36 protein-coding genes are annotated in these 21,476 nt (G+C 69.7%); 8 read left to right on the forward strand and 28 right to left on the reverse strand.

Annotated features, from left to right (window positions below; all coding sequences use genetic code 11):
• Nucleotides 1-9: 9 nt before the first annotated feature.
• Entirely contained in the window at nt 10-711 is a 702-nt protein-coding gene (locus ACQP2Y_RS20860) for a GH12 family glycosyl hydrolase domain-containing protein (protein ID WP_433730726.1), read from the reverse strand.
• Between the two features lie 178 nt (nt 712-889).
• Between ACQP2Y_RS20860 and ACQP2Y_RS20865 the strand changes: the two genes are divergently transcribed.
• Nucleotides 890-2,008, forward strand: a complete 1,119-nt coding sequence (locus tag ACQP2Y_RS20865) for a glycoside hydrolase family 53 protein (RefSeq protein WP_433730728.1) — start codon at nt 890-892, stop codon at nt 2,006-2,008.
• A 9-nt stretch (nt 2,009-2,017) separates the two neighbouring features.
• On the opposite strand, the gene ACQP2Y_RS20870 is transcribed toward ACQP2Y_RS20865, so the two are convergent.
• From ACQP2Y_RS20870 to ACQP2Y_RS20880, 3 genes are read right to left on the reverse strand one after another with little or no spacing between them, the layout of a single operon-like run.
• Entirely contained in the window at nt 2,018-2,218 is a 201-nt protein-coding gene (locus tag ACQP2Y_RS20870) for a DUF6186 family protein (protein WP_433730730.1), read from the reverse strand.
• The gene (locus ACQP2Y_RS20875) at nt 2,215-2,583 is read right to left on the reverse strand and encodes a hypothetical protein (protein WP_433730732.1); all 369 of its coding nucleotides are present in this window, start codon (nt 2,581-2,583) and stop codon (nt 2,215-2,217) included. The genes ACQP2Y_RS20870 and ACQP2Y_RS20875 overlap by 4 nt, the downstream gene beginning before the upstream one ends.
• Nucleotides 2,580-3,392, reverse strand: a complete 813-nt coding sequence (locus tag ACQP2Y_RS20880; RefSeq protein ID WP_433730734.1) for a class I SAM-dependent methyltransferase — start codon at nt 3,390-3,392, stop codon at nt 2,580-2,582. Before ACQP2Y_RS20880 ends, ACQP2Y_RS20875 begins: the two co-directional genes overlap by 4 nt.
• A 119-nt stretch (nt 3,393-3,511) precedes the next feature.
• Here ACQP2Y_RS20880 and ACQP2Y_RS20885 point away from each other — a divergent pair, with 119 nt between their 5' ends.
• Nucleotides 3,512-4,072, forward strand: coding sequence for a DUF4760 domain-containing protein (locus tag ACQP2Y_RS20885; RefSeq protein ID WP_433730736.1), 561 nt, complete (start codon nt 3,512-3,514; stop codon nt 4,070-4,072).
• Here ACQP2Y_RS20885 and ACQP2Y_RS20890 read toward each other — a convergent pair.
• The 4 genes from ACQP2Y_RS20890 to ACQP2Y_RS20905 all read right to left on the reverse strand — a co-directional run bounded on the left by ACQP2Y_RS20890 (nt 4,050) and on the right by ACQP2Y_RS20905 (nt 9,288).
• Entirely contained in the window at nt 4,050-4,601 is a 552-nt protein-coding gene (locus ACQP2Y_RS20890; protein ID WP_433730738.1) for a hypothetical protein, read from the reverse strand. The genes ACQP2Y_RS20885 and ACQP2Y_RS20890 overlap by 23 nt on opposite strands.
• A 106-nt stretch (nt 4,602-4,707) precedes the next feature.
• Nucleotides 4,708-6,228 carry a cellulase family glycosylhydrolase gene (locus ACQP2Y_RS20895; RefSeq protein WP_433730740.1) on the reverse strand — a complete coding sequence of 507 codons (1,521 nt, stop codon included), beginning with the start codon at nt 6,226-6,228 and terminating at the stop codon, nt 4,708-4,710.
• Between the two features lie 122 nt (nt 6,229-6,350).
• Nucleotides 6,351-8,561, reverse strand: a complete 2,211-nt coding sequence (locus tag ACQP2Y_RS20900; RefSeq protein WP_433730742.1) for a carbohydrate-binding protein — start codon at nt 8,559-8,561, stop codon at nt 6,351-6,353.
• Between the two features lie 46 nt (nt 8,562-8,607).
• The gene (locus ACQP2Y_RS20905) at nt 8,608-9,288 is read right to left on the reverse strand and encodes a TetR/AcrR family transcriptional regulator (RefSeq protein ID WP_433730744.1); all 681 of its coding nucleotides are present in this window, start codon (nt 9,286-9,288) and stop codon (nt 8,608-8,610) included.
• 89 nt (nt 9,289-9,377) lie between these two features.
• On the opposite strand from ACQP2Y_RS20905, the gene ACQP2Y_RS20910 reads away from it, so the two are divergent.
• The gene (locus ACQP2Y_RS20910) at nt 9,378-10,352 is read left to right on the forward strand and encodes an NAD(P)-dependent alcohol dehydrogenase (RefSeq protein WP_433730746.1); all 975 of its coding nucleotides are present in this window, start codon (nt 9,378-9,380) and stop codon (nt 10,350-10,352) included.
• Nucleotides 10,353-10,376: 24 nt separating this feature from the next.
• Nucleotides 10,377-11,243, forward strand: coding sequence for an arginase family protein (locus ACQP2Y_RS20915; protein ID WP_433730748.1), 867 nt, complete (start codon nt 10,377-10,379; stop codon nt 11,241-11,243).
• Between the two features lie 10 nt (nt 11,244-11,253).
• Here the strand turns inward: ACQP2Y_RS20915 and ACQP2Y_RS20920 are convergent, their stop codons facing one another.
• Together ACQP2Y_RS20920 and ACQP2Y_RS20925 are read right to left on the reverse strand one after the other, a co-directional pair.
• Complete coding sequence (locus ACQP2Y_RS20920; protein WP_433730750.1) at nt 11,254-12,021, reverse strand: SDR family oxidoreductase; 768 nt, start codon at nt 12,019-12,021, stop codon at nt 11,254-11,256.
• 22 nt (nt 12,022-12,043) lie between these two features.
• A complete protein-coding gene (locus tag ACQP2Y_RS20925; RefSeq protein ID WP_433730752.1) occupies nt 12,044-12,730 on the reverse strand; it encodes an ArsR/SmtB family transcription factor in 687 nt (228 codons plus the stop codon).
• 103 nt (nt 12,731-12,833) lie between these two features.
• Between ACQP2Y_RS20925 and ACQP2Y_RS20930 the strand changes: the two genes are divergently transcribed.
• Both ACQP2Y_RS20930 and ACQP2Y_RS20935 read left to right on the forward strand, forming a co-directional pair.
• Complete coding sequence (locus tag ACQP2Y_RS20930; protein ID WP_433730754.1) at nt 12,834-13,520, forward strand: TetR/AcrR family transcriptional regulator; 687 nt, start codon at nt 12,834-12,836, stop codon at nt 13,518-13,520.
• A 5-nt stretch (nt 13,521-13,525) separates the two neighbouring features.
• The gene (locus ACQP2Y_RS20935) at nt 13,526-13,675 is read left to right on the forward strand and encodes a DUF1992 domain-containing protein (protein WP_433730756.1); all 150 of its coding nucleotides are present in this window, start codon (nt 13,526-13,528) and stop codon (nt 13,673-13,675) included.
• Between the two features lie 223 nt (nt 13,676-13,898).
• Here ACQP2Y_RS20935 and ACQP2Y_RS20940 read toward each other — a convergent pair whose 3' ends face one another.
• The 11 genes from ACQP2Y_RS20940 to ACQP2Y_RS20990 form a co-directional block, all read right to left on the reverse strand.
• Nucleotides 13,899-14,309 (reverse strand): winged helix-turn-helix domain-containing protein, encoded by a 411-nt coding sequence (locus ACQP2Y_RS20940; RefSeq protein WP_433730758.1) that lies wholly within the window; start codon nt 14,307-14,309, stop codon nt 13,899-13,901.
• Nucleotides 14,310-14,386: 77 nt separating this feature from the next.
• Nucleotides 14,387-14,896: a hypothetical protein gene (locus tag ACQP2Y_RS20945; protein WP_433730760.1), complete on the reverse strand. Its 510-nt coding sequence runs from the start codon at nt 14,894-14,896 to the stop codon at nt 14,387-14,389.
• A 242-nt stretch (nt 14,897-15,138) separates the two neighbouring features.
• Nucleotides 15,139-15,399: a hypothetical protein gene (locus ACQP2Y_RS20950; RefSeq protein WP_433730762.1), complete on the reverse strand. Its 261-nt coding sequence runs from the start codon at nt 15,397-15,399 to the stop codon at nt 15,139-15,141.
• 48 nt (nt 15,400-15,447) lie between these two features.
• Nucleotides 15,448-15,708 (reverse strand): hypothetical protein, encoded by a 261-nt coding sequence (locus ACQP2Y_RS20955; RefSeq protein ID WP_433730764.1) that lies wholly within the window; start codon nt 15,706-15,708, stop codon nt 15,448-15,450.
• A 14-nt stretch (nt 15,709-15,722) separates the two neighbouring features.
• A complete protein-coding gene (locus ACQP2Y_RS20960) occupies nt 15,723-16,169 on the reverse strand; it encodes an HD domain-containing protein (RefSeq protein ID WP_433730766.1) in 447 nt (148 codons plus the stop codon).
• Nucleotides 16,166-16,501, reverse strand: coding sequence for a hypothetical protein (locus ACQP2Y_RS20965; RefSeq protein WP_433730768.1), 336 nt, complete (start codon nt 16,499-16,501; stop codon nt 16,166-16,168). Before ACQP2Y_RS20965 ends, ACQP2Y_RS20960 begins: the two co-directional genes overlap by 4 nt.
• Nucleotides 16,502-16,512: 11 nt before the next feature.
• Complete coding sequence (locus ACQP2Y_RS20970) at nt 16,513-16,992, reverse strand: hypothetical protein (RefSeq protein WP_433730770.1); 480 nt, start codon at nt 16,990-16,992, stop codon at nt 16,513-16,515.
• Nucleotides 16,992-17,216: a hypothetical protein gene (locus ACQP2Y_RS20975; protein ID WP_433730772.1), complete on the reverse strand. Its 225-nt coding sequence runs from the start codon at nt 17,214-17,216 to the stop codon at nt 16,992-16,994. Before ACQP2Y_RS20975 ends, ACQP2Y_RS20970 begins: the two co-directional genes overlap by 1 nt.
• Nucleotides 17,213-17,458, reverse strand: coding sequence for a hypothetical protein (locus tag ACQP2Y_RS20980; protein WP_433730774.1), 246 nt, complete (start codon nt 17,456-17,458; stop codon nt 17,213-17,215). Before ACQP2Y_RS20980 ends, ACQP2Y_RS20975 begins: the two co-directional genes overlap by 4 nt.
• A complete protein-coding gene (locus ACQP2Y_RS20985; RefSeq protein ID WP_433730776.1) occupies nt 17,458-17,670 on the reverse strand; it encodes a hypothetical protein in 213 nt (70 codons plus the stop codon). The genes ACQP2Y_RS20980 and ACQP2Y_RS20985 overlap by 1 nt, the downstream gene beginning before the upstream one ends.
• Nucleotides 17,667-17,963, reverse strand: coding sequence for a hypothetical protein (locus ACQP2Y_RS20990; protein WP_433730778.1), 297 nt, complete (start codon nt 17,961-17,963; stop codon nt 17,667-17,669). The genes ACQP2Y_RS20985 and ACQP2Y_RS20990 overlap by 4 nt, the downstream gene beginning before the upstream one ends.
• A 139-nt stretch (nt 17,964-18,102) precedes the next feature.
• Between ACQP2Y_RS20990 and ACQP2Y_RS20995 the strand changes: the two genes are divergently transcribed.
• Together ACQP2Y_RS20995 and ACQP2Y_RS21000 are read left to right on the forward strand one after the other, a co-directional pair.
• A complete protein-coding gene (locus tag ACQP2Y_RS20995) occupies nt 18,103-18,303 on the forward strand; it encodes a hypothetical protein (protein WP_433730780.1) in 201 nt (66 codons plus the stop codon).
• 29 nt (nt 18,304-18,332) lie between these two features.
• Complete coding sequence (locus ACQP2Y_RS21000) at nt 18,333-18,572, forward strand: hypothetical protein (RefSeq protein ID WP_433730782.1); 240 nt, start codon at nt 18,333-18,335, stop codon at nt 18,570-18,572.
• Between the two features lie 4 nt (nt 18,573-18,576).
• Here ACQP2Y_RS21000 and ACQP2Y_RS21005 read toward each other — a convergent pair whose 3' ends face one another.
• The 7 genes from ACQP2Y_RS21005 to ACQP2Y_RS21035 all read right to left on the reverse strand — a co-directional run bounded on the left by ACQP2Y_RS21005 (nt 18,577) and on the right by ACQP2Y_RS21035 (nt 21,461).
• Entirely contained in the window at nt 18,577-18,720 is a 144-nt protein-coding gene (locus ACQP2Y_RS21005) for a hypothetical protein (RefSeq protein WP_433730784.1), read from the reverse strand.
• A 378-nt stretch (nt 18,721-19,098) separates the two neighbouring features.
• Nucleotides 19,099-19,536 (reverse strand): hypothetical protein, encoded by a 438-nt coding sequence (locus ACQP2Y_RS21010; RefSeq protein ID WP_433730786.1) that lies wholly within the window; start codon nt 19,534-19,536, stop codon nt 19,099-19,101.
• A 4-nt stretch (nt 19,537-19,540) separates the two neighbouring features.
• Entirely contained in the window at nt 19,541-20,077 is a 537-nt protein-coding gene (locus ACQP2Y_RS21015; RefSeq protein ID WP_433730787.1) for a hypothetical protein, read from the reverse strand.
• Entirely contained in the window at nt 20,074-20,406 is a 333-nt protein-coding gene (locus ACQP2Y_RS21020) for a hypothetical protein (protein ID WP_433730789.1), read from the reverse strand. The genes ACQP2Y_RS21015 and ACQP2Y_RS21020 overlap by 4 nt, the downstream gene beginning before the upstream one ends.
• The gene (locus tag ACQP2Y_RS21025; RefSeq protein ID WP_433730791.1) at nt 20,403-20,612 is read right to left on the reverse strand and encodes a hypothetical protein; all 210 of its coding nucleotides are present in this window, start codon (nt 20,610-20,612) and stop codon (nt 20,403-20,405) included. Before ACQP2Y_RS21025 ends, ACQP2Y_RS21020 begins: the two co-directional genes overlap by 4 nt.
• Nucleotides 20,609-20,959, reverse strand: a complete 351-nt coding sequence (locus tag ACQP2Y_RS21030; RefSeq protein WP_433730793.1) for a hypothetical protein — start codon at nt 20,957-20,959, stop codon at nt 20,609-20,611. The genes ACQP2Y_RS21025 and ACQP2Y_RS21030 overlap by 4 nt, the downstream gene beginning before the upstream one ends.
• A gap of 22 nt (nt 20,960-20,981) precedes the next feature.
• Nucleotides 20,982-21,461, reverse strand: a complete 480-nt coding sequence (locus ACQP2Y_RS21035) for a hypothetical protein (RefSeq protein ID WP_433730795.1) — start codon at nt 21,459-21,461, stop codon at nt 20,982-20,984.
• Between the last annotated feature and the right edge of the window lie 15 nt (nt 21,462-21,476).

Below are 21,476 nucleotides of genomic sequence, written 5' to 3' on the forward strand. Positions count from 1 at the left end.
CCGGATCCGCTATCCGGTGACCGAGAAGGAGTTGGTGACGAAGTCCTTGCCGCCGGCCGCCGAGGTGATCTCGTAGCCGAGCTGCACGTTGCCGATCGTCACGTCGCCGAACCAGCCGCGCGCCCGGATCCACTGGGCGATCGCCCGGATGTCCACGGTGCCCGCGCTGGTGTTGCTGGTCCGCACGAACGAGTACACCTGGTTCGCCCCGTTCGAGCCGCGGTAGATGGCCCACGTGTGGCCGCCGACCGACGTGGTCGTCTGCAGGCTGCCCAGCGGGCCGACCGCGCCGTACTTGTTCATCCACAGCATGATCTCGTGCGCGTTGTCCGACGACCAGATGTCGTACGCCGTGGTGAACGCGACGCCGCTGGTCGGCACGGTGACGTTGAAGCTGCTGGTGGTCGTGCCCAGCGCGCTGACCCGCTTGCCGAGGTAGCGGGTGGCGTTCGGGTACGACTTGATGCCGCCGGTGTTGGGGTGGTTGGCCCACACGCCCCAGTTCGAGGCGGAGTTGGCCCAGATGGTCTGCGGGCCGTAGCCGGATCCCCAGACGTTGTTGTAGAGCGTGTAGCCGTTGCTCGACCAGGTGCCCCACCGGTCCGTCGACGACCACACGGCCGCCTGGGCCGGCGCCGCGACCAGGGTGGCGGCCGCGGTCAGCAGCCCGGCGACGAGCACGCCGGTGAGCAGGCGCAGCGTACGTCTCATGATCACTCCGTCCTTAGTATGGAACGACAACTAACTAGAACGATACATGTCGATGGTTTTACGAGCGAGCGTTGTGAGCGCTCCCAAGCAGGCTGGCAACGTATTTACAACATGCTCGTAGCCGGATTACTGTGAGCGCTCCCAGTATTGAACGGCATCGATCGACAGGCGGTCGCGCATGTTTCTCCGTGAAGTCCGGAAGCGGATCGGCGTCCTCGGCGCCTTCCTCGCCGTCACCCTGCCCGCCGCGGCTCTCGGAGCGCCCGCCGAGGCGCAGGCCGCGACGCTGTCGATGCGCGGCGCCGACGTCTCCACCCTGCAACGCGCCGTGGACCTGGGCGCGAAGTACTACACGGCGGCCGGCGCGGAGGCCGATCCGCTCGACATCCTCAAGGGCGCGGGCGTCAACTACGTCCGGCTGCGGGTGTGGAACAACCCGGCCAGCGGCTACAACAACGCCGCCAAGGTGCTGGCGTACGCGCGGACGGTCAAGGCCAAGGGTTTCAAGCTGCTGGTCGACTTCCACTACTCCGACACGTGGGCCGATCCCGGCGTGCAGACCAAGCCGGCGGCCTGGTCGAGCCACGGCATCAGCACGCTGACCAAGGACGTCTACGACTACACGTACGGGCTGTGCACCAGTCTCAAGGCGCAGGGCACCACCCCGGACAGTGTGCAGATCGGCAACGAGATCAACGTCGGCATGCTGTGGAACGACGGCAAGGTGGTCAACAACGACTTCACCAACCTGAGCCTGCTGCTGAAGTCGGGCTACAACGCGACCAAGGCCTGCAACTCCTCGACCCAGGTGATCATCCACACCGCCAACTCGGACAGTGACGCGCACGCCCGCTGGTTCTACGACGGCATCAGGGCCAAGGGCGTCGCCTGGGACATCACCGCCCTGTCGTACTACTGCAACTGGCACGGCACGATGGCCAACATGACCAGCGTCGTCGCCGACATGATCTCCCGGTACGGCAAGCCGGCGATCCTGGCCGAGACCGCGGCCCCGTTCACGAACAACAACGCGGACAGCACGGGCAACAGCATCACCACCGCCTGCCCGGGCTACCCGGCGACCTGGGCCGGCCAGGCGGCGGCGTTCACGGCGGTGCAGAACGCGGCCAAGGCGGGCGGCGCGATCGGCGTCTTCTACTGGGAGCCGACCTGGACGGCGGTGCCCGGCAACGGCTGGAACCCGGCGAACATCGCGACCTCCGGCGACGGCTGGGACAACATGGCCGTGTTCAACTGGACCAACGTCTTCAACGGCTCCGTGAAGTGGATCAGCTGACCGGTCACGTCACCGGGCCAGGAAGTGCCAACCCAGCCAGAGCCAGGCCCCGAACACGACGACCCGTCCGCCGCGTGACCGCATCGCCGCGGTCAGCGCGGCGGACAACGGCCGTACGCCGGAATCCTGCCGCCGTGCCGCCAGCTCGACGGCGACGGCCACCGCCAGCAAGGCGGCGAAGCCGACGATGACGGCGGCGCGCGGCGTCACCGGCTCACCAGCCACACGCCGGAGCCGGCCCACAGGCCGTAGCCGAGCACCCGGCCGGGATACGTGCTCAGCACCGGATCGGCCAGCGTGCTCAGCGTGGGATGGGCGAGGTCGTCCGGCCCCAGCCACAGGCCGAGCTCGAAGGCCACGCCCAGCGCGAGCAGACCCAGCCACACGGCCGCCGACCACGCCCCGACCGGCGCCGCCCGCCGCGGCCGGTGACGCACGCCGAGCCAGCACAGCGGTGCGCCGACGGCCAGCACGGCGACCAGGGCGGGACCGGTCAGGGGCCGGCACGCCGCCGCGAGCAACGCGTACGCCACCACCAGGCCGACGACCGCCGCCCGCCGGCGCCGCGGGCTCAATGGGCGCGCTGCCCGGCGCGCAGGGCGGTCAGGTAGCGGCGTGACACCCGGTCGCCCAGGTCCGTGCGAATACGCTCGGCGATGGCGTCCAGCAACGGTTCCCGGACGTGTGGATCGAGCTTGCGGCACAGCGACTGCGACCGGAGGAGGTCGGCGAATCCCGCCCCGTCGAACCACTGCACGGTCGGATACCAGCGCACGATCGGTGCACCGAACAAGGCGCCGGGTCCCTCGACCGCACCCCACCCCGTGTCGGTGGCCCGCACCTCGTCCTCCAGCGGCGGGTGGCCCCAGTCCGGATTGCCGGGGGAGAACCGCTCGTGCAGATCGGCGGTCTCGGCGTACACCTCGGGCTCTCCCGGCCGGCGGACGACCACGTGGCCGAGCAGCGCCATCCACCCGCCGGGGCGCAACAGGTCGTACGCCCGCGGCCAGCCGATCGACGGGTCCACCCAGTGCCACGACGATGCGGCCACGAGGGCGTCGAAGCGCTCACCACGGGCGTCCCACTGCTCGAACGAGGACGTCTGCACCTCGACGTTGCCGAAGGGAGCAAGCCGTTGCCGGGCGATCGCGGCCAGCTCCGCGCCCGGCTCCACGGCGGTCACCGAGTAGCCGAGCGCGGCCAGCGAGCGGGTCGCCTGCCCGGTGCCGCAGCCGACCTCGAGCACCGCGGACCCGTCGTGGACGCCGGTGAGGCCGGCCAGGTCCGCGAACAGCTCGTCGGGATATCCCGGCCGCACCCGGTCGTAGAGGTCGGCCACGTCGTTGAACACCCGGCCGAGCTGCCGGCGATCCGCGTCAGTCATCCCACCATCCTGACGGGTGCCCGGTTGCCTGCTGTCAGTAGTCTCAGGGTCATGGCTGAGCCACGTTGGACGATGGGGGTCCCGGTTTGAATTCGGGTCTGGCCGTCAATCTTCTCGCCGTGTTGATCTCCGTATCCGCCATCGCCGCCTCGAGTCTGTTCGCCCTGCGCCAGCTGCGGTCGATGCGCCGGTCGGACGACATGGTGGTGACGATCGAGCTGCTCACCCGCGAGTGCCGGACCACCGAGTTCCTGCAGAGCGAGGACTACGTCCTCCACGAGCTGCCGAAGACGCCGCCCGACGGCGGGATCTCCGCGCTGCCCGCGGAGGCCCGGCAGCACGTCAGCCGGGTCGGCCTGTACTACAGCAGCCTGGGTTTCCTCGCCGTCTTCGGTGGACTCCAGGAGAAGATGGTCGTCAGCCTGATGCCGTGGCGGGTGCGCCGGGCGTGGTTCGCGCTGGAGCCGTACGTCATGGCCGAGCGGGCGGTCCGCTCGCCCACCCATTTCGCCTTCTTCGAACACCTGGTCTGTTTGGTCGCCGAGGCCGACCTGGCCGAGGTCCACCAGAGCCTGCGGCTCCGCAAGATCGGGGCCAGGTCGGCCGAGTTCAAACGGGCGATCCAGCCGCGGCCGGCCCTGGCGAGCGCGCCGGAGGTCAGCCGCCCTCGTACTTCTTGATGTCCTGGCGGAACGCGGTGCGCTGGCACTCCTGCTCGTCGTCGTAGGCCTTGTTGGCGCTGGTGTTGTCGCCGTACATCAGGGCCACCGGATCGCCGCCGACGGTGACCTCGTGGCCCTTCTTCTTCAGGCACTTCGCCGTGTCGCGCAGCCGGTCGGTGTACTCCGGGTTGGTCCGCGCCTCCCGTTCCATCCAGTTCTCCGGATACAGGTGCTCGCACTCGGCGGTCGCCGCCTCGTGCTCGGCGATCGCCGGCTTGCTGCCTTTCGGCACGCGGGGGACGCCGTGGCTGAAGAGGCACTCCTGCCAGACCGCCACGTACCGCTCGAACTCCTCCTTGCCCTCGTCGGGGCGGACCACCGGCCGTTCCCGGACGGCCGTCGACGGGGGAGCGGCCGACGCGGGATCGGCGGTCCGCAGCGTGGCGATGTCAGGGCGTTTCTCGTCGGTCGCGGGCCCGCTGCAGCCGGCCAGCGCGGCCACAGTCAGCACGGACCCGGCAACAGCGTGGAAGATCGTTGTACGCATGCGCCGACTCTCGACCACAACTGTGTGGATCCTGTCAGGTGGCGGCGAGCCCGCACCTACCGCGAGCGCCACCGGCAGGCCGGGTGACGCTCGCGGTCGGGGTGCGTCAGACGTACGGGGTCTGCGTCAGCAGGTGAGCCTTGAAGCCCTCACCGACCCCGGGCTCCGGGGTGCCGGCCCAGTCCTTGATGAGCACGGCGCCGCCGGTGCAGCCCCACGGGTTCCAGGTCCAGGCCAGGTAGCCCAGGCCGTGCGTGTCGGCCCAGTCCACCAGCCGCTGCATGTACTCGAACGTGCACGTGTCCTGGCCGAACTCGCCGAGGACCACCGGCACCTGCGCGGCCACCGGCGCGATCTGGCTGTCCCAGCAGGCCTCGGTCACGCAGGCGTTGAAGCTGTAGGCGTGCCACGACGCCGCGATGTTGTCCAGCGGGTCGTTCGGCTGGTACGCCAGCCACTCGCGCAGGTCGTTGGTCCATTCGAGCCCGCCGACCATCAGCATGTTGGTGGCGCCGGTGGCCCGTACCGCGTCGACCAGGTCCTGCATGCCCGCCACCTCGTACGCGATGCCGGTGCAGGTGCCGCCGTCCCGCAGGCACTGCCAGCCCGGCGTCTTGTTCCAGTCGCTGGCGATCTCCGGGTACGGCTCGTTGAACAGGTCGAAGACGACCGCGTCGTTGCCCTTGAACGTGTTGGCCACGCCGGTCCAGAACTGGGGGGCGAAGCGCGCGTCCGGCACCGGCTTCTGGCAGGTCGCGTGCTCGTCCTTGCAGTGCCAGTCCGGGCCCGTGGTGTACGCACCCCAGGTCCAGTGCAGGTCGAGGATCACGTTGATGCCGTTGGCGACCAGCAGGTCCACGTACTCCTTGACGCCCTGCTGGTAGGCGGGGCCGCTGGGCTCGCCGTTGACGCCGAGCCAGCACTCCTCGTTCAGCGGGATGCGGACGGCGTGGATGTTCCAGGTCTTCATCGCGTCGACGGACGCCTGGTCGACCGGTCCGGAGTCCCAGAGGCCCTTGCCCTGCACGCAGCCGAACTCGGCGCTGGAGCGGCTGACCCCCAGCAGCCGGTAGGTCCGGCCGTCCGTGGTGACGATCTTGTTGCCGGACACCTTGAGCTCGGGGGCGGGCCCGCTCGGCGGCGGCGTGACGGGCGGGGTGACCGGCGGGGTGGTGGCCGGCAGAGTGCTCGGCGGGACGGAGGTGGGGACGATGGAACCCGTGCACGTGACGCCGTTGAGCAAGAAGGACGCCGGTTTCGGGTTCGTGCCGCTCCACGCGCCGGTGAAGCCGATCGAGGTCGACGCACCGGTGCCGAGCGAGCCGTTCCAGCTCATGCTGGCCGCGGTGACCCGGGCACCCGATTGTGTCCAGGCGGCGCTCCAGCCCTGGTTGACCTTCTGGGCGGGGCTCGCGAAGTCGAACGCCAGTGTCCAGCTGGTGACGGCCGAGCCGAGATTGGTGATGGCCACGTCGGCGGCGAACCCACCGGACCATTGGCTCTGCACCGTATAGGTGACCGAGCATCCGGTGGCCGCCGCCGTGGCCGGCAGCGTGACCGTGGCCAGGGTGCCGGCGGTCAGCGCTGCAACAGCGCCGGCGGCCAGCACGGTACGACGAATTGTCATCTGATCTTCCGAATCCGTAGGCGGGTGAGTTTGGGAGCGCTCCCAGCAGCCTATTTACGCGATTGATCAGAGTCAATGAATGGCTCCCGGCCCCGCCGCTGGGCGGGGCCGGGATCAGGCGGTCACGCCGTGAGGCGCAGATAGTCCAGGTTGAACCCGCCGGTCTCGCAGTACAGCGTCACGAGCTGGTCGCCCGCGGCCAGATCGACCGGCACGTGCACCGACTGGTACGCCGCCCAGCCGCCCGTGTCCGGCACCGACGCCTTGGCCAGCACCGTCCCGGCCGCGTCACGCAGGGACACCGCGTCGGGCGCCACCGCACCGGTGCCGTTGGCCACCCGCAGCTCCAGGTCGTAGCGGCCGGCCTGCGCCACGTCCACCCGGTAGGTGAGCCAGTTGCCCGGCGCCGTCCAGCCGATGTTCTTCCCGCCGCTGGCCGCCGGGTTGTTCTCGACGAACGACGCGCCGCCCTCGGTCCAGCCGTGCTGCGAGGTGTACGACTCCGCCTCGACGCGGGCGCCGACCGGAGCGCCGTGCGGGCGTACGGTCACGTGCACGGTGACCCGGTCGGACGCCGCGCCGTCGGTGACAAAGAACGTCAGCTCCTGCTCACTGGCCACCGTCGGTTGCAGGGTCACCAGGCCGGTGCTCGCGTCCACGATGACGCCGTCGGGCAGGTCGGTCGCGTAGTAGCCGAGCCGGTCGCGGTCCCGGTCACTCGCCGAGAGCTGGATCCGCGTGGTGCCGTACTGGTCGGCGACCACGGCGGGGAGGTCGCGCAGCACCGGCGCGTGGTTGCGGTGCGCGGACGGGACGTGGCCGGTCCAGCGGTACGTCGCGTACGAGTTCGCCGGCACGGTCGCGGTGAACGACTCGCCGCCGAGCACGACGCGTACGGTGCGGTCGGCTGCCGTGCTGTTACCCAGGACAGCCACGAAGCCGTCACCGCGGTCGCGGAAGACCACGTTGCTGACGCCGCCGGCGGTGGCGCTCGACTCGACCCGGACGTGCTGCGGGCCGAGGTAGCGGGCGAACTGGCCGAGGGCGTAGAGCTCGTCGCGCACGGTGAACGTACGGGCCGTGGTGTCCACCTTGACCAGCCGGTTCGGCCACTTGGTGGTGCGGCCGATCTCGTCCCAGTCGACGTTGTTGTCGCGCGACGGCGTCCAGTGCAGCGTCCCGCCGTCCTGATCGGTCGTCTGCGCCCACAGCACGTACGACGAGGCGTCCAGCCGCAGGTAGCTCAGCACGGTGGCGGGCGACAGGTCGCTGGTCTCGGTCATGTGCACCGGCTTGCCGGTCTGCTCGTACGCGTCCCGCATCACTGCCGGATCACCCCAGTACGGGTGGAACGCGATGGCGTCACTGGCCGCCCGTACCCGGGGGTCGTCGAAGATCCGGTGATAGTTCTTGGTCCCGGTGCTGTTCGGGTCCTTCCAGTCCCAGAAGTTGAAGTCGTGGACGTACAGCTCGGTGCGCAGCCGGTGCGCGGCCAGCTCCCGCTTGATGGCCAGGGCGAGCCGCTGCTGCTGGGCGATGCTGATGTCCATCGCCGGGTAGACCACGTCGATGCCGGGCTCGTTGAGCAGCGTCAGCGCGTCGATGCGGATGCCGTGCCGCGCGTACGCCTGCAGGTACTTCACGTAGTAGCGGGCGAAGACGTCGATCGCGTCGTCGCGCAGCTTGCCCACCTGGTAGTACTCGGTGGTGCTGCCCGGCTTGAGGGCGACCTCGCCGGTGAAGCGGTTGTTGGTCTTCATCCACGCCGGCGCGCTCCACGCGGAGGCGAAGAAGGTGGCCTTCGGGTTGTAACGCTGGATCAGCTTGACGGTGTCGATGATGTGCGCGTCGACGTCGCGCCTGATCGAGAAGTGCTGGAGACCGAAGTCCTCGCTGACCCCGGCGGGCAGCTCGTCGTAGGACCAGAACGGCAGGTGCTCGATGAGGTCCGGGCTGCCGATGGTGAGCCGGAACCGGTCCAGGCCCGCGCCGGTCCGGGGATCGACCAGCAGGCGTACGGCCCGCTCGCGTTCGGCCGGGGTCAGCTTCCACAGGTTGGAGACGCTCGTCTCGTCCAGGGAGAAGCCGACCCCGGTGTAGCGCTGCCGCTCCCGGCTCGGGTCGATCACGACGGTCGCGTCGGTGATCCCGCCGCGGTCGGGTCCGGTGCGGACACTGGGTAACGCCTGCCAGGCGTGCGCCGCGCCGGCCGAGTAGGTGCCGGTCACGACGCTGCCGCGCACGGGCCGGCCGGCCGCGGCGGGCTGGCCCGCGGCAAGCACGGTGCCCGCTGTCGTCACGACGGCGAGCGCCGCGCTGATGGATCGCCTCACGAGGCCTCCTGGGGATTGGGGGGAGGGCTTTTATTACAAGGTGACTTTACTGTGCCGGGATCCAGCCGCGTCTATGCAGTCGCTCGATGCCCTCCAGCAGCAGGTCCAGCGCGAACTCGAACTCGAACTGGTCGTCGCAGCCCCCGCCGACGACCGAGTCCGCCGTGTGGGCGGCTGCCGTGGCGAGCTCGGCGACGTACGGGAATGCGCTCGCCAGCTGCGCCGCCATGGCCGCCGGGGGTGGCTCGGCGGCGGGCGCGGCGGTGAACAGCTCCTGGCTGAAGCCGATGATCCGGCTGCCCATCGCGTGCATGACGTGATGGGTGAGGTCCAGGGAGAGGCCGCCCTCGCGGAACAGGCCGATCATCGAGTTCAGGTAGGCCAGCACGGCCGGGGTCGGCGTGGTGCGGGACTCGATCACCTGCGCCGCCCAGGAGTGTCGCTGCAGGGCGCTGCGGGCCGAGAGGATCCGCTGCCGGACGGCGGCCTTCCAGTCGGTGCCGGCGACGGGCGGATCGATCTCGCCGACGACGACGTCGACCATGCCGTCGAGCAGCTCGTCCTTGTTGGCCACGTGCTTGTAGAGCGCCATCGGCACGACACCCAGTTCCAAAGCGAGTTTGCGCATGCTGAGCGATTCGAGGCCGGCGTCGTCGGCGAGTGCGACGGCTGCCCGCAGCACGCGCTCCCTGCTCAGCGGGGTGCGTCTCTCCGCGGGCGGGGTCATCGGCTACCTCCGGGGCTTGACAGGTGTACGGCGTACACCCTACCGTCCGGCCTGTGGTGTACGCCGTACACCTGAACTGAGGAGGCCTCATGAAGGCGATCGTCCACGACCGGTACGGCCCACCCGACGTGCTGCGGTTCCAGGAGGTCGACAAGCCGGTTCCGGCCGGGAACGAGGTGCTGGTCCGGGTCCGTGCCGCCGCCGTCAACGCCCGTGACTGGCACTTCATGCGCGGCGATCCGTACCTCGCCCGGGCCGCGTTCGGCCTGCGCGCTCCCAAGGTGCGGATTCGCGGCACGGACTTCGCGGGAGTGGTGGAGGCGGTGGGCGGCGACGTGACCCGGTTCCGCGCCGGCGACGAGGTGTACGGCGAGGCGGAGGCGGCGTTCGCCGAGTACGTGAGCGTCCCGGACGACCTGGTGGAGCGGAAACCGGCCAACCTGAGCTACGAGCAGGCCGCGGCCATCCCGCTGGCCGGCAACACCGCCCTGATGGGTCTGCGTGACGTGGCCCGCGTTCAGCCGGGGCAGCGGGTCCTCATCAACGGCGCCTCCGGCGGCGTCGGTACGTTCGCCGTGCAGCTCGCCAAGTCCTTCGGCGCGCAGGTGACCGCCGTCTGCAGCACCCGCAACGCCGAACTGGTCCGGTCGCTAGGGGCGGACCACGTTGTCGACTACACCCGGGAGGACTTCACCCGGGCCGGACAGCGCTACGACGTCGTGTTCGACCTGGTGGGCAACCGTTCCCTGGCCGACCTGCGCCGCGCCCTCACGCCCACCGGCACGCTCGTGCTGTCCGGCGGCGGCGTGTCCGAGGGCGGCAGCCTGGTCGGGCCGATCGGCCTCGTGGTCAGGGGCCGGCTGCTGGCCCGCTTCGTCCGCCACCGGGTGACCACACTGGAGGCGGTGCCCAGCGGGGCGAATCTCGCGACCCTGCGGGAAGTCGCCGAGGCCGGCACGCTCACCCCGGTCATCGACCGCTCCCACCCGCTGAGCGAGACGGCCGAGGCCATCCGGTACGTCGAGGAGGAGCACGCCCGCGCGAAGGTCGTCCTGACCGTGTGAAGACGCCGGAAGCTACCATGGGCCATGATCTTGGAACCGTCGGCGATCAGGTTGCTCGAGGTCCCCTACGACTCGGGCCACCATGGGCAGCGGATGGGCGCGGGACCGTCGGCCCTGGTGGAAGCCGGTGCCGCGCAACGGCTTCGCGATCGCGGCCACCCGGTGCAGCACCAGCGCCTGACGGTGTCCTCGTCGTGGCAGGCCGAGCTGACCACCGCGTTCGAACTGCACCGGATGATCGCCGCCGAGACGGCTGCGGCCCGCTCGGCCGGCCAGGTGCCCCTGCTGATGTCCGGCAACTGCAACGCGACCCTGGGCGTCCTGGCCGGGTCGGCGCCGGAGACCGGGCTGGTGTGGTTCGACGCGCACGGCGACTTCAACACCCCCGAGACGGACCCGGGCGGGTTCCTCGACGGGCAGGGCCTCGCCATGATCACCGGGCATTGCTGGACGGCGGCGACCGCGAGGGTGCCTGGCTTCCGCCCCCTGGCCGACGACCGGGTGCTGCTGGTCGGCGCCCGCAGCCTGGACGACCGGGAGGCCGGCGCGCTGCGCGACAGCGGGATCGCATGGCTGCCGCCGGCCCGGGCCAGAGAGGGCAGCGCCGTGACAGCGGCCGTGACGGCACTGGCCGGCCGGGTGCAGCGGGTGCACGTCCACATCGACCTCGACGTGCACGACCCGTCGACCGCGCCGGCCAACAGCTACGCGGCGCCGGACGGCCTGCTGCCCGGCGATGTCCACAGCATCCTGTTGCACCTCGCCGGGCGGATCCCGGTCGGCTCGGCGACGCTGGCGGCGTGGGATCCCGGCTACGACGTCGAAGATCGCATGCGGGACATCGCCCTCGACCTGGTCGAGCTGCTGGCCGGCCTGAGCTCGGCGCCGTAGCGGACCGCGGTCAGCTCTGCTGCTGCATGGACCACATCTGCCAGACCGTCGTGCGCACCGAGCGGGGCTGCTCCAGCACGACCCGGATGGCGTGGGCCACGTCCTCCGGGCGCAGGTAGTCGTCCAGCTCCGGCGAGCCCTCCGTGCGGCCCGCGCCGATGGCGAACTCCGTGGCGGTGCCGGCCGGGCAGATCAGCGTCACCCGGGTGCCCTCCGCGCGCAGCTCCCGGTCCAGCGAACCGGCCAGGCCCACCTGGGCGTGCTTGGTGCCCGCGTAGACGGCCTCGTCGGCGCCGCCGCGGAAGCCCGCCACCGAGCTGACGATCACCACGTCACCGCCGTCGCCCTGCTCCCGGAAGCGGCGCACCGCCGACCGTACGCTCCACACCGTGCCCAGGTAGTTGGTCTCCACCATCTCGGTGAGCTGGTCGTCGCCCAGGTCGAGGATGCCGCCGTACGCGCCGATCCCGGCGTTGGCCACCATCGTGTCCAGCCGGCCCCAGCGCTCGACCGCGGCCGCCACCAGCGCGTCGTTGTGCGCCGGGTCGCGCACGTCGCCGACCACCGGCACCACGTTGTCCTTGCCCAGCTCCTCGACGAGCTGCTCCAGCCGTTCCTCCCGGCGGGCACTCACCGCGACCCGGGCACCCGCGCCGACCAGCGCGTGGGCGGTGGCGGCACCGATGCCGGCGCTCGCGCCGGTGACGGCAACGACCGTGTCGGCGAGGGAACGGGTGGGGGAGTACGGCATGGCTTCCTCCGAGCGAGTCACGGGCACGACCCCTCACGCTACGCCGGGATCACGCACTCCACGCGGCGTCGGTGCCGAACAGCTCCGTGAGCGCGGGCCCGCCGGACGGAGTCACGCGTACGGCGCGGCCGCTACCGACCCGCGCGACCCAGCCCTGTCCCAGCAGGTACGCGCAGACCGTCGCTCCGGCGGCCCCGGCGACGTGCTCGCGCCGCTCGGTCCAGTCCAGGCACCCCCGGACCAGCGGGCGCCGCGAGGCCCGGACCGTCGGCAGCCCCTCCAGCCACCGCAGCCCGGCGGGAGTGAGGGCGAACCCGGCGGCGCGCGTGAGCCATCCCGTCCGTTCCAGAGCGTCGGTGACCGCCACACCGAGGGCGCCGGCCAGGTGGTCGTAGCAGGTGCGGCCCCGGGACAGGGCAGCCGAGGCGGTGGCCGCGCGCAGGGTCCGGGCCGGTACGGGTGCCGGTGGCAGGTGGGCGGCGAGGTCCTCGATGAGGTGGGCCACCTGCGGGTCGGCCAGGCGCACGTACCGGTGGCGGCCCTGTCGTTGCTCGCTCAGCAGGCCCGCCGCGACCAGCTTGTGCAGATGCCCGGTCGCGGTGGCCGGGGCCACCCCGGCGTGCGCGGCGAGCTCGCCGGCGGTCCAGGCCCGGCCGTCGAGCAGGGCCAGGCAGAACGCGGCGCGGGTGTCGTCGGCCAGCAGGGCGGCGAAGCGGGCCAGCGCGGGAGCGGTCATGCCGCCATTGTGCGGCGCTCGCGCTTCGGCACGAACCGAAGTGTCACGCCCGGGCCGCAGGCTAATGCTTTACGGTGTGCAGAGACAAGGTCGAGGGGGTCTGGTGACGGATACCGGCCGGCGCAGACCGGGCCCGCGACGGGCGCTCACCGAGGACACGATCCTCGAGGCGGGCCTGGCCCTGCTCGACATCGGTGGCACCGGCGCGGCATCGATCCGGCGCATCGCGGCAGCCGTCGGCGTGGCCCCGAACGCCGTCTACACGTACTTCCCGGACAAGAGCGCGGTCGTCGCCGCGCTGGTGGAACGGCTGCTCGGGGAGGTCGACCACAGTGTGCTCACCGATCAGCGCCGGCCCTGGCCCGACCGGATCGAGGCGCTGGCTCTCGACCTGCGGTCCCGGCTGCTGGCCCACCCCGGCGCCGTGCCGCTGCTGCTCAGCGGTCCGATGGACGGCCCGCACGCGCTGACGCTGGGCGAACGGCTGCTCGACGCCCTCGCCGACGGTGGCCTCGGCCCGGCCGCCGCCGCCCGCGGCTCGTACGCGATCATCACCTACGTCCTGGGCGCGATCGCCCTGGAGGTGGCCGACGTGCCGCAGCCCGGCCCGCTGGCCCCGGAGCAGGACCGGATCGCCGGTCGCCGGGCCGCCTTCGCCGCGGTCCCGGCCGAGGCGTTCCCCCGCACCGCGGCCGCCGCCGACGTCATGGCCGGCTACGTCGGCACCGGGCAGTACGTGTGGGGCCTGCGCCGCCTGCTCGCCGGTCTCGGCGCCGCCGACCTAGACTGAGAATCATGGCGAGCTGGTACGAGTCGCACATCGACCGCAAGATCCGCGAGGCCCAGGAGCAGGGCCAGTTCGACAACCTCCCGGGCGCCGGCAAGCCGCTCAGCGACCACGGCCGGGAGTACGACGAGGACTGGTGGGTCAAGGAGTTGTTGTAATGTGCGCGCCAGGTACGTTCCCCCAGCCAAACGGGGGTTTATAGCCTCGGTCCGAGACTCGACGATCGGAACCTTGGGGCAGCCTTGGGGAAAACAGGCCGGCGATATCGGCGAGTCCAAGACCCAGTGGGGACCCACGGAACCGCCCCGCGGTCAGCCCATCGGTGGCGGCACACGCGCCGATCCGGGGCCGCCAACACCACGAACGCGGATATACGCTGCGTCACGAACTTGGCCAGCGCAGCCGCCACCGGTGCGCCGGGTACACCTCAACCCCGCCATCCGGAGCAACAACAGCGATCACCGGAACACCCTCCGGGACCTCGAGCTCGGCCCGTTCGTCAGCGGTCGGCATGCGGGCCGTGATGGTGGACCCGGAGGTGGGGGTCAGGTCTTGGATGGTCGGTTGTTCTCTCACTACCACACCATGGCCTCTGACAACACCGACGATGCCTTCGGCCCGCAGGACAGCCACCGCGCGCCGGGCGGTTTCCCTGGCGATGCCGTACCGCTGGACGAGGGTCGTTTCGGAGGGGAGTTTCTGGCCGGGTTGTAGCCGGCCGGACAAGATCTCCTGCCGCAGCAGCTCAGCCAGTTGCCGGTAGACGGCGCCGCCGGGCTGCGGGGTGATCACCGCCGAACCTTATGGGTGGCGGTGTCCTTGTCCGGCGGGGTGGTTGTCTAGCCCACTTTGGGCATGCGCCGGGTCGGTCAGTCGTGGTCGGAGCCAAGGGCGTCGGTGCGGAGCTGCACACCGTGGATGACGCCTTCGGTGTAGCCGGGCACTTTCTCGATGGCTTTCTCGAGGGTGTCCATGCGGTCGGGGATGGCTCCGAGTGTGGCGATGAGTGTGTCGAGGCGTTGGTGGGCGCGGCGTGTTTCGGCGAGAACGAGGCGGGCCATGGTCCGCTGCGGGCGTTGAAGGCGCTCAACGCCGGAGACGACGACAAGGCTGGCGCCGGAGACGATCAGGGCGATGAGGGTGAACACGCCGAACATTTGCGCGGTGGGGTTGACGACGGTGGGGCCTTCGGTGCTGAGGGTGAGGAAGAGGGAGCCGACGACCGCGGCGATGTCGATGCCGGCGCCGGCGAAGAAGCAGCGGTGTCCGAATTTGCGGGTGCGGGTTTCGCGTTCGTCGTCGGTGAGTTGGTGTTCGGCGGGGTGTTGGTGGCCGAGGGCGAGGATATCTCGGGTGTTCGCGCCGAGGGTGTCTTTCACAGGTTGTCCTCCCCAGGTGGCCTGTCAGTTGCTCTTCGGCATGGGCAACCTGGGGTGTTGGTTGAAGGTTACGGCCGGGTTTCACACTGGGGGCTGATTTGTCCGGTGCTGCGACCGGGTGTCCGCTTCCGACCATCCCTTGGGTCGTTGGAATGCATTCTTCGGTCCTCGGTGGGGGGCTGTTCGGTCACCCCTGTGGGCGTGTTATCCCTGCTCACGAGGGCTAGTTGACGGTCTGACAATTACGACATCTGCGCGCGGGCCAAGCCCTCGATTGGCGCCGTGGGGCTGTCGTCGGCGACTGGTGTGTGCAGACCTGCGAGTACGCGTGCGGCCTGGGCGCCGGTCGCGACGGCGTCCTCAAGCTCACCCAGGGCGGCCTGCCACAGCTCGTCAAAGTCCGGCGCGTCCGGGTCGAGGGGGACGAACAGGGTGCGGCCGGCGAGTTCGGCGTGGCCGGGCCACAGCAGCCGCACGTACTGCCCGATGCGTTGCCCGGCCACGGTCCAGCCGGCCTTTGACGAGTTCGTCGACGAGGCGCTGAGGGTCTGTCATGTCCTGTCTCCGGTCGGCTCGGGCCGCTGGTCGGACGCGACCATCCACACGTCGTAGCGGGTGGTCACTTCCTGCTTCACCAGCTGCGGGTTCGCCTCGGGGTGCCGGTCCAGCCACCATGACAACCGCCGGCGGGCGTGTGTCTCGCCTTGTTCGCAGGGGATCAGGTGGGGTCCGGGCGCGCCGTTGGCGAGGCAGTCGACGACGATCGCCCAGTCGGTGTTGGTTTCCTCGCGGGGCCCGCACGGCTCGCCCATGATGCCAGTGTCGATCAAGGCGCCTCTCCGGTCAGGACGGCCCGAGCCTTGGCGTACTTGCGGGTGAACCACGCCTGCTCTTCCTCGGACAGCAGGGCGAGCCGCTCCGGGTCACTGTTCGTGGCGTTGTCCGCGAGCTTCACCCACTTGCCGATCGGGTCCGCAGCGGCCCGGCGGACCATGTCCATGTACGTCTCGCCGGGGCGCTTCGTCACCGAGTCAACGGCCCGGACGACTTCCTCGGGGTAGCCGAGGCGCCGCAGCTGGCCGAGGGTGACATCGGTGTCCTCAACGACGTCATGGAGAAGCCCGGCCATGATGGTGCGCTGGTCGTGGCCCTGTTCGGTGAGGATGCGGGCGACGGTCCGCGGATGGTCGATGTACGGCTTGCCGGCCTTGTCGACCTGGCCTTCGTGGGCACGCTCGGCGAGGGCGTCAGCGTCTGCAACGGTGGGATTCATCGTTGTTCACCTCCGTGGTGAAGGATCGCCTGCGCCAGCACCACCGCGGCGTCAACGTGCACGCCGCGGTCGCGGACGACGGTCAGCAGCCCGATCAGAGCGTTGGCGGTGATCGGGTTGAGGGTGGCGATGAACTCGGCGTCAGCCCGGCCGGCGTCGCTGTCGGCGGTCTCGATCGACAACAGGCCGTCGCGGAAGTTGGTGGTCTCGGTGTGGACGGTCCAGCCGAAGTCTCCGTAGCCGCCGCGGACCCACGGGCCGGGGGAACAGGTGTCGACGAGCCGGACCAGCTTGGCGATGGCCTGGTCGATCAGGTCCAGGTCGGTGGTCATGGTCGACCTCCTCAGCCGTAGAAGGGGAAGACGAGCCAACGCGGCCCAGCCTGGGTGGGGGTGATGCCCAGCGACGCCAGGGCGGCCGTGAGCTTGGCGTCCCAACCGGGCCGGGGCGCCATGAGCTCGTTCGGGTCGAGGGTCATCGTCTGGGCCCAGTCCACCGACTGCTTCGAACCGGTGGCGTACAGGACGAAGGCGGGGTAGTCGTGGCTGCCGGCGTAGTCGAAGTCGACGCCGATCTGCTGCTCGGCGGCCTTCTTACGGTCGTAGTAGCCGTTGTCCTTGCTGGCCGGTGTCCACTCCTCGGTGAAGCCGACGGATGCGAACAGGACCTTCTCGGCCTCGTCGGGGAAGCTGGCGTCTTCGTCGTCCGGGTCGAACCAGGGAAGGTCGGGGCTGTCGTACTCGCCGCGCTGGACAGCCCTGAAGTCCTCCATCGAGCCCAGGTCGTAGCCGTAGGCGAGAGTCGCTTCCACGTTCATGCCCATCAGGCGTTCTCCTTGCTGGGTTCGCATTTGCCAGGCCCGTGCCCGGTGAGCTGGTCTTCGGGGTCGGTGTCCTGGTGCTCGCAGCCCTCTTCCTCGCACCAGTAGCCGGCGATCGCGTGCTCTCCGCAGTGGGTGCAGCGCTTCATGACGGTCGAGGTCTGGTGGGTGCGTTCGGGGCCTTGCTCGTCTTCCATGGCGCACACGAACGCCAGGTTGCGGCTCATGCGGTCACCTCGCCGGCGGCGGTCAGCGCGTACTCGATGCCAGCGTCGATGGTGTCGAACCCCGTGCGTTCATCGCTCTCAGAGGTCGAGTTCGCCGGGATGACCTTGAATCCGCCTTGGCCGTCGACGCCGATGAAGAACGACTCGGTCGCGGAAACGTAGTCAACGTAGGCAACGGTTCCGTCGACGCCGAACCAGGTGATGCGCGGGTGGTTTGCGTAGCGGCTTCCCTCGCGGTGCATCAGGCGGTCACCTCGGTAGTGGTTGAGCGGTACCACGCGAGAAACCCGTCCGGGTTGTCCTTGATCGCGCGGGCCATCTTCACGCCGAGGTCCGAGGCGGTACGCCAGTCGTTCTCGTCAGCGAACACGCCGTCCTCGTCCATGTCGTCCTCGGCGACGCTCTCGGCGCCCTCACCGACGAGGTTGACGGCGTACTTCTCGATGTCGTTCATCGCTTCGCCCAGCCGATGCCGTGAACGACCCAGGCGATCTCGCCGTCGAGGTTGGCCCGGTCGGTGTCGTCCTCCTCGGCCGTCTGCGCGATGGCGAGTTTCGCGGAGCCCTGCGCGAGCGGGGTGATGCGCCAGTTGCCGGAGCCGTCCGGGTCGAACGCGATCCGGAGGACGGTGCCGTCGGAGAACGCGAGGATGCCGGACTCCTCGTCGCTTCGGTAGGGGAACTCTTCGCGGATGTCGCCGTCGACCTCGATCAGGTCGTCACTGGCGCCGTAGACGGTGATGCTCATGTGTGCTCCTAGCTGTGACATTGACGGGATGGTGGCCAGCCACCAGTCTACCGAAACACCGTCATGATCGGTGCGCGCTGTCATCCGTATGCGCTGTTCGATAGCCCGATGTGGCCAGCCACCGTGCCAGAATCAGCACATGCCACAGGACCGCTCCAAGGACCGTCACAACCCCCGCGTCTCGATCGTCAACGAGAACGGTCTGTGGGAGGAGTTGGGTCGGGTGGTCGGGGACAAGGAGCGCTCCGAGGTGACCCGGCGACTGTGGGCCGCGTTCCTCAAGCGGCCCGGGGCGAGAATCCCACGACGGTCGGACTACGAACCACCGAAGCAGCCCTAAGGCACTACTTGGGGCCCTACAGTCGATCTATGGATGCCCGGTTCGAGGACGCGTGGGATGCGCTCGACGACGACCAGCGCTGCCTGCTGCTCACCAACCGCGACACCGACCACCCCACGGCTGAGGTGACCGCGCTGCTGGTCAAGGCTGGGCTGCTCATGTTCGGTACCGGGTTAGGACCTACCGCAGCGCCCGCGCACTGGCCGGGCGGGCTGCGGGAGTTCCTCGACGCGAAAGCCGCCCTGGTCGAGGACCTCGAATGCGAGTGAGCTGTCAGCTGTACGCGGCGTGACGCACAAGGCGGTACTCGACCCGGTGCGGCGGTGCCGGAGCGCCGCCCGGAACAGCCTCGATCAGATGGTCGTCGGCGAGTTGCCGCAACGCCGAGTAGACGGTGGTCTCGGACAGGCCGGTCACCTCGACGATGCGGTAGCCCCATCCGTGACCTGCGCGGACAGCCTCAAGGACGGGCCCGGTTTGCAAGGTGGGTGTTCTGCCGCGTACCGGTCGGGCGGTGCAGGTGCATCCGCAGACGGTGTTGGTGTCGGTGGGGACGACGCAGCGGCCGGTCACGGTGAACGGTTCGTGGCGGCAGGTGGGGCAACGTCGGGCCATCTACCGATCGTGGCAGCGGAACGGCCCTGAGGCATCGGCGGTCCAGGCCGAGCGGCCGAGGGATCGGGCTAACCCGATCGGGTCAGCATCAGTTCCGCCCGCTCGCTTGACGCGTTGCCGCTCTCGCCTGCAGGTCTGCGCGGCCGGCCGCGTACGTGCGTGCTGCGTCCATCGCTTCGGTCAGCGTTCGTTCGTGGCGGTAAACGCCGTGGAGACGTCGACGTCGCGTCGGGCGATGAGCCAGGGGGTGGTGGCCCCGTGGAAGTAGAAACTGAGCGGTCCGTCGGCTGTCCCCACTTGCCATTGCAGGTCGAGGTGCTCGGCGTAGGCCTGCACGAGTGGGACGAGGGTTTCGTGGCTGGCGTAGGGCCAGCCGAGGATGACGCTGGGCTGACGGCCGCGTCCGAAGCCGTGCGTGTGGTCCCACCAGCGGGTGCCGGCCGACTGGTGGCAGTCGCTGCCGTGGTTGGGGCGTTTCCCGAGGAGGTGATGGCCGCACCATCGGCGTCCCTTTTCGCGTTCGACGAGGTTGTGGAGGGTTCCGAACGCTTCGAGGCCCTGCTCGAATGTGGCGACACGGTTGCGTTCGATGCGGCGGAGTTCGTTGTCGGACTTCATGGGATCACAGTGGCAGAGTCGCCGGCTCGGGCGACAACACCTTGTACGGCAGCCCAGCCTTCTTGATCTGCGTCAGGCAGTGGGCGGTGCCCTTGCTGGTGGGATCCCAGACGAGGAACTCCTGGGCTTGCTGGACCATCCAGTCGTTCCGCCAGAAGTTCGCGTGTTTCCCGTTCAGCTTCAGCTCGGTGGTGCCGTGGACCTCCTCCATCACGTGCGTGACCCGTCCGGCGCCGTTCATGATCTCGGCGAAGTCGCCACGGCGGTCCCGTCCGGTGACGCTCGCCCGGCCCCAGTAGTGGCCGACGTACGTCCGGTTCGGCAGAGCCAGCCACAGGAAGATTCCCAGCTTGAGGGCGCAGCGGGCGATGAGCTCGTCGAACCCTTCAGTGCCGCCACTCATCACGACCAGGAACGGACCCTTCTCGGCCTGGCGCTGCTCGAGGATGGCGGTGCAGCGTTCCATCGCGTCGATCTGCGCGGCTCGGTCGGCCATGCGCAGGCTGCGGGATCCTGTGCCGGCCACCACGTAGTCGGTCACGGGATGTCGCACCTCAGATCGACGTTGAGGACCGCGCCGTCCGTCTCCAGGCACCCGCAGCCCTCCACATGCCACCCCGGCCTCGACCGGGGGATCTCTTCCGGTACGAGCCCTGCCGCTTCCAGCGCCACCCCGTACGCCTCTCTGAGCTTCTCGTAGCCCGGGTCGGTGTGCGGGGTAGCCCTCACCAGGTTCGCGATCGCGCCGGCCACGTCAGCGGCACGACCGGTGGACTCGTGCGCGACTCGGGCGTCGATGTGCCGGCGGATCTTGTCCTGCTGCTCGGGTGGCATCGGGTACAGCTGCCACGGGTCAGGCAGGTCGTTCATCGGGATTTCTCCAGCATCGTGTAGATCCGTTCCCGCCAGGCGGTGTCGGCCCGAGACTGGGCGATCCGCTGATCAATGTTGGCGACGACGGGCGCGACGGACTGGACACCGCGGACCATCCGCAGCGCGGTCAGGATCTCCTCAGCGTCATCGTCGCGGAGATCCTCAGCCAGGACGACCAGGTAGCCGGCGTGTCGGTCAGTCACCGGGTCGGCTCCGGCATCCCGGCGCAGCAATCCGGGTTACCGGCCTGGTGGCGGTGCCAGATCGGCAGGACAGTCTGCGCCCACGTCTCGGCGTTCGCGCCGTAGTAGATGTTCGGCGCCCAGTCCTCGTTGGCCGGGTGCTCGCCGGCAGACCGGTCGTCGAGCTCGGACCGTAGCGAGTCCAGGCTGTCGGTGAGCCGCCCGGCGAGGGTCCCGGCCTTCGACGATTTCGCGTAGCCACTGCGGACCGTCTGGGCGGCTTCCATGAGTAGTTCGCGGGCTTGGAGGAGTTGCAGCCCCAGCAGGATGTGCTGGCAGACGGGTAGGCCGGTCTTGGGTGCGGGCATGCGGGTCTCCTCGGGAAGCGGGTCAGTCGGTTGTAGCAGAGCCGACGTGCAGGTAGGTGATCTGACGGACCGGGATGTACGCGACGCCGCCGTTGCGGGGCGTGAACGTGATGACCTTGTTCGGGTCGTTCAAGGCGTTGACGTACGACTCGACGGCGTACGGCTGAGCATCGAAAATGACAGGGTTTTCGGACTCGGTGGTAACGACGGTGATCGTGACCATGTCCATGACGGTCTCCTGGGTGTCAGGGCGGTAGGTGTTGGTCATTGTCTGACCTCCTGCACCGACCGCCGCAGCGAGAAAGTCTGCAACCGGCAGTTTGTTGGACGCCGGCTGGATCACGAACCAGTCGCAGGGGATGCACTGGTACCCGAGCGCAAGGTCATGGGCGAGGATCATCTCCGGCGACTTCGGGTCCTTACGGATACCGCCCGCCTGCATGGGGGCCACGTACACGGTGCCGCCGCAGCGTGGGCATTTCTCCGCGATCTCGGTGTTCAAGGTGCTTTTCCTTCG

Origin of the sequence: Actinoplanes sp. CA-051413, from assembly GCF_050955795.1 — a bacterium.
In the GTDB taxonomy this organism is placed as follows: domain Bacteria; phylum Actinomycetota; class Actinomycetes; order Mycobacteriales; family Micromonosporaceae; genus Actinoplanes.

Coding starts and splice junctions, on each gene's coding strand:
- ACQP2Y_RS20970 (WP_433730770.1), bottom strand. CDS start 16,992: ATGGGCATGAACGTGGAAGCGACTCTCGCCTACGGCTACGACCTGGGC.
- ACQP2Y_RS21000 (WP_433730782.1), top strand. CDS start 18,333: ATGGATGCCCGGTTCGAGGACGCGTGGGATGCGCTCGACGACGACCAG.
- ACQP2Y_RS20905 (WP_433730744.1), bottom strand. CDS start 9,288: ATGACCCCGCCCGCGGAGAGACGCACCCCGCTGAGCAGGGAGCGCGTG.
- ACQP2Y_RS20890 (WP_433730738.1), bottom strand. CDS start 4,601: ATGCGTACAACGATCTTCCACGCTGTTGCCGGGTCCGTGCTGACTGTG.
- ACQP2Y_RS21020 (WP_433730789.1), bottom strand. CDS start 20,406: ATGAACGACCTGCCTGACCCGTGGCAGCTGTACCCGATGCCACCCGAG.
- ACQP2Y_RS21010 (WP_433730786.1), bottom strand. CDS start 19,536: ATGAAGTCCGACAACGAACTCCGCCGCATCGAACGCAACCGTGTCGCC.
- ACQP2Y_RS20865 (WP_433730728.1), top strand. CDS start 890: ATGTTTCTCCGTGAAGTCCGGAAGCGGATCGGCGTCCTCGGCGCCTTC.
- ACQP2Y_RS20980 (WP_433730774.1), bottom strand. CDS start 17,458: ATGCACCGCGAGGGAAGCCGCTACGCAAACCACCCGCGCATCACCTGG.
- ACQP2Y_RS20895 (WP_433730740.1), bottom strand. CDS start 6,228: ATGACAATTCGTCGTACCGTGCTGGCCGCCGGCGCTGTTGCAGCGCTG.
- ACQP2Y_RS20925 (WP_433730752.1), bottom strand. CDS start 12,730: ATGACCGCTCCCGCGCTGGCCCGCTTCGCCGCCCTGCTGGCCGACGAC.
- ACQP2Y_RS20995 (WP_433730780.1), top strand. CDS start 18,103: ATGCCACAGGACCGCTCCAAGGACCGTCACAACCCCCGCGTCTCGATC.
- ACQP2Y_RS20915 (WP_433730748.1), top strand. CDS start 10,377: ATGATCTTGGAACCGTCGGCGATCAGGTTGCTCGAGGTCCCCTACGAC.
- ACQP2Y_RS20935 (WP_433730756.1), top strand. CDS start 13,526: ATGGCGAGCTGGTACGAGTCGCACATCGACCGCAAGATCCGCGAGGCC.
- ACQP2Y_RS20960 (WP_433730766.1), bottom strand. CDS start 16,169: ATGAATCCCACCGTTGCAGACGCTGACGCCCTCGCCGAGCGTGCCCAC.
- ACQP2Y_RS20955 (WP_433730764.1), bottom strand. CDS start 15,708: ATGGGCGAGCCGTGCGGGCCCCGCGAGGAAACCAACACCGACTGGGCG.
- ACQP2Y_RS20965 (WP_433730768.1), bottom strand. CDS start 16,501: ATGACCACCGACCTGGACCTGATCGACCAGGCCATCGCCAAGCTGGTC.
- ACQP2Y_RS20860 (WP_433730726.1), bottom strand. CDS start 711: ATGAGACGTACGCTGCGCCTGCTCACCGGCGTGCTCGTCGCCGGGCTG.
- ACQP2Y_RS21030 (WP_433730793.1), bottom strand. CDS start 20,959: ATGCCCGCACCCAAGACCGGCCTACCCGTCTGCCAGCACATCCTGCTG.
- ACQP2Y_RS20985 (WP_433730776.1), bottom strand. CDS start 17,670: ATGAACGACATCGAGAAGTACGCCGTCAACCTCGTCGGTGAGGGCGCC.
- ACQP2Y_RS20975 (WP_433730772.1), bottom strand. CDS start 17,216: ATGAGCCGCAACCTGGCGTTCGTGTGCGCCATGGAAGACGAGCAAGGC.
- ACQP2Y_RS20910 (WP_433730746.1), top strand. CDS start 9,378: ATGAAGGCGATCGTCCACGACCGGTACGGCCCACCCGACGTGCTGCGG.
- ACQP2Y_RS20880 (WP_433730734.1), bottom strand. CDS start 3,392: ATGACTGACGCGGATCGCCGGCAGCTCGGCCGGGTGTTCAACGACGTG.
- ACQP2Y_RS20990 (WP_433730778.1), bottom strand. CDS start 17,963: ATGAGCATCACCGTCTACGGCGCCAGTGACGACCTGATCGAGGTCGAC.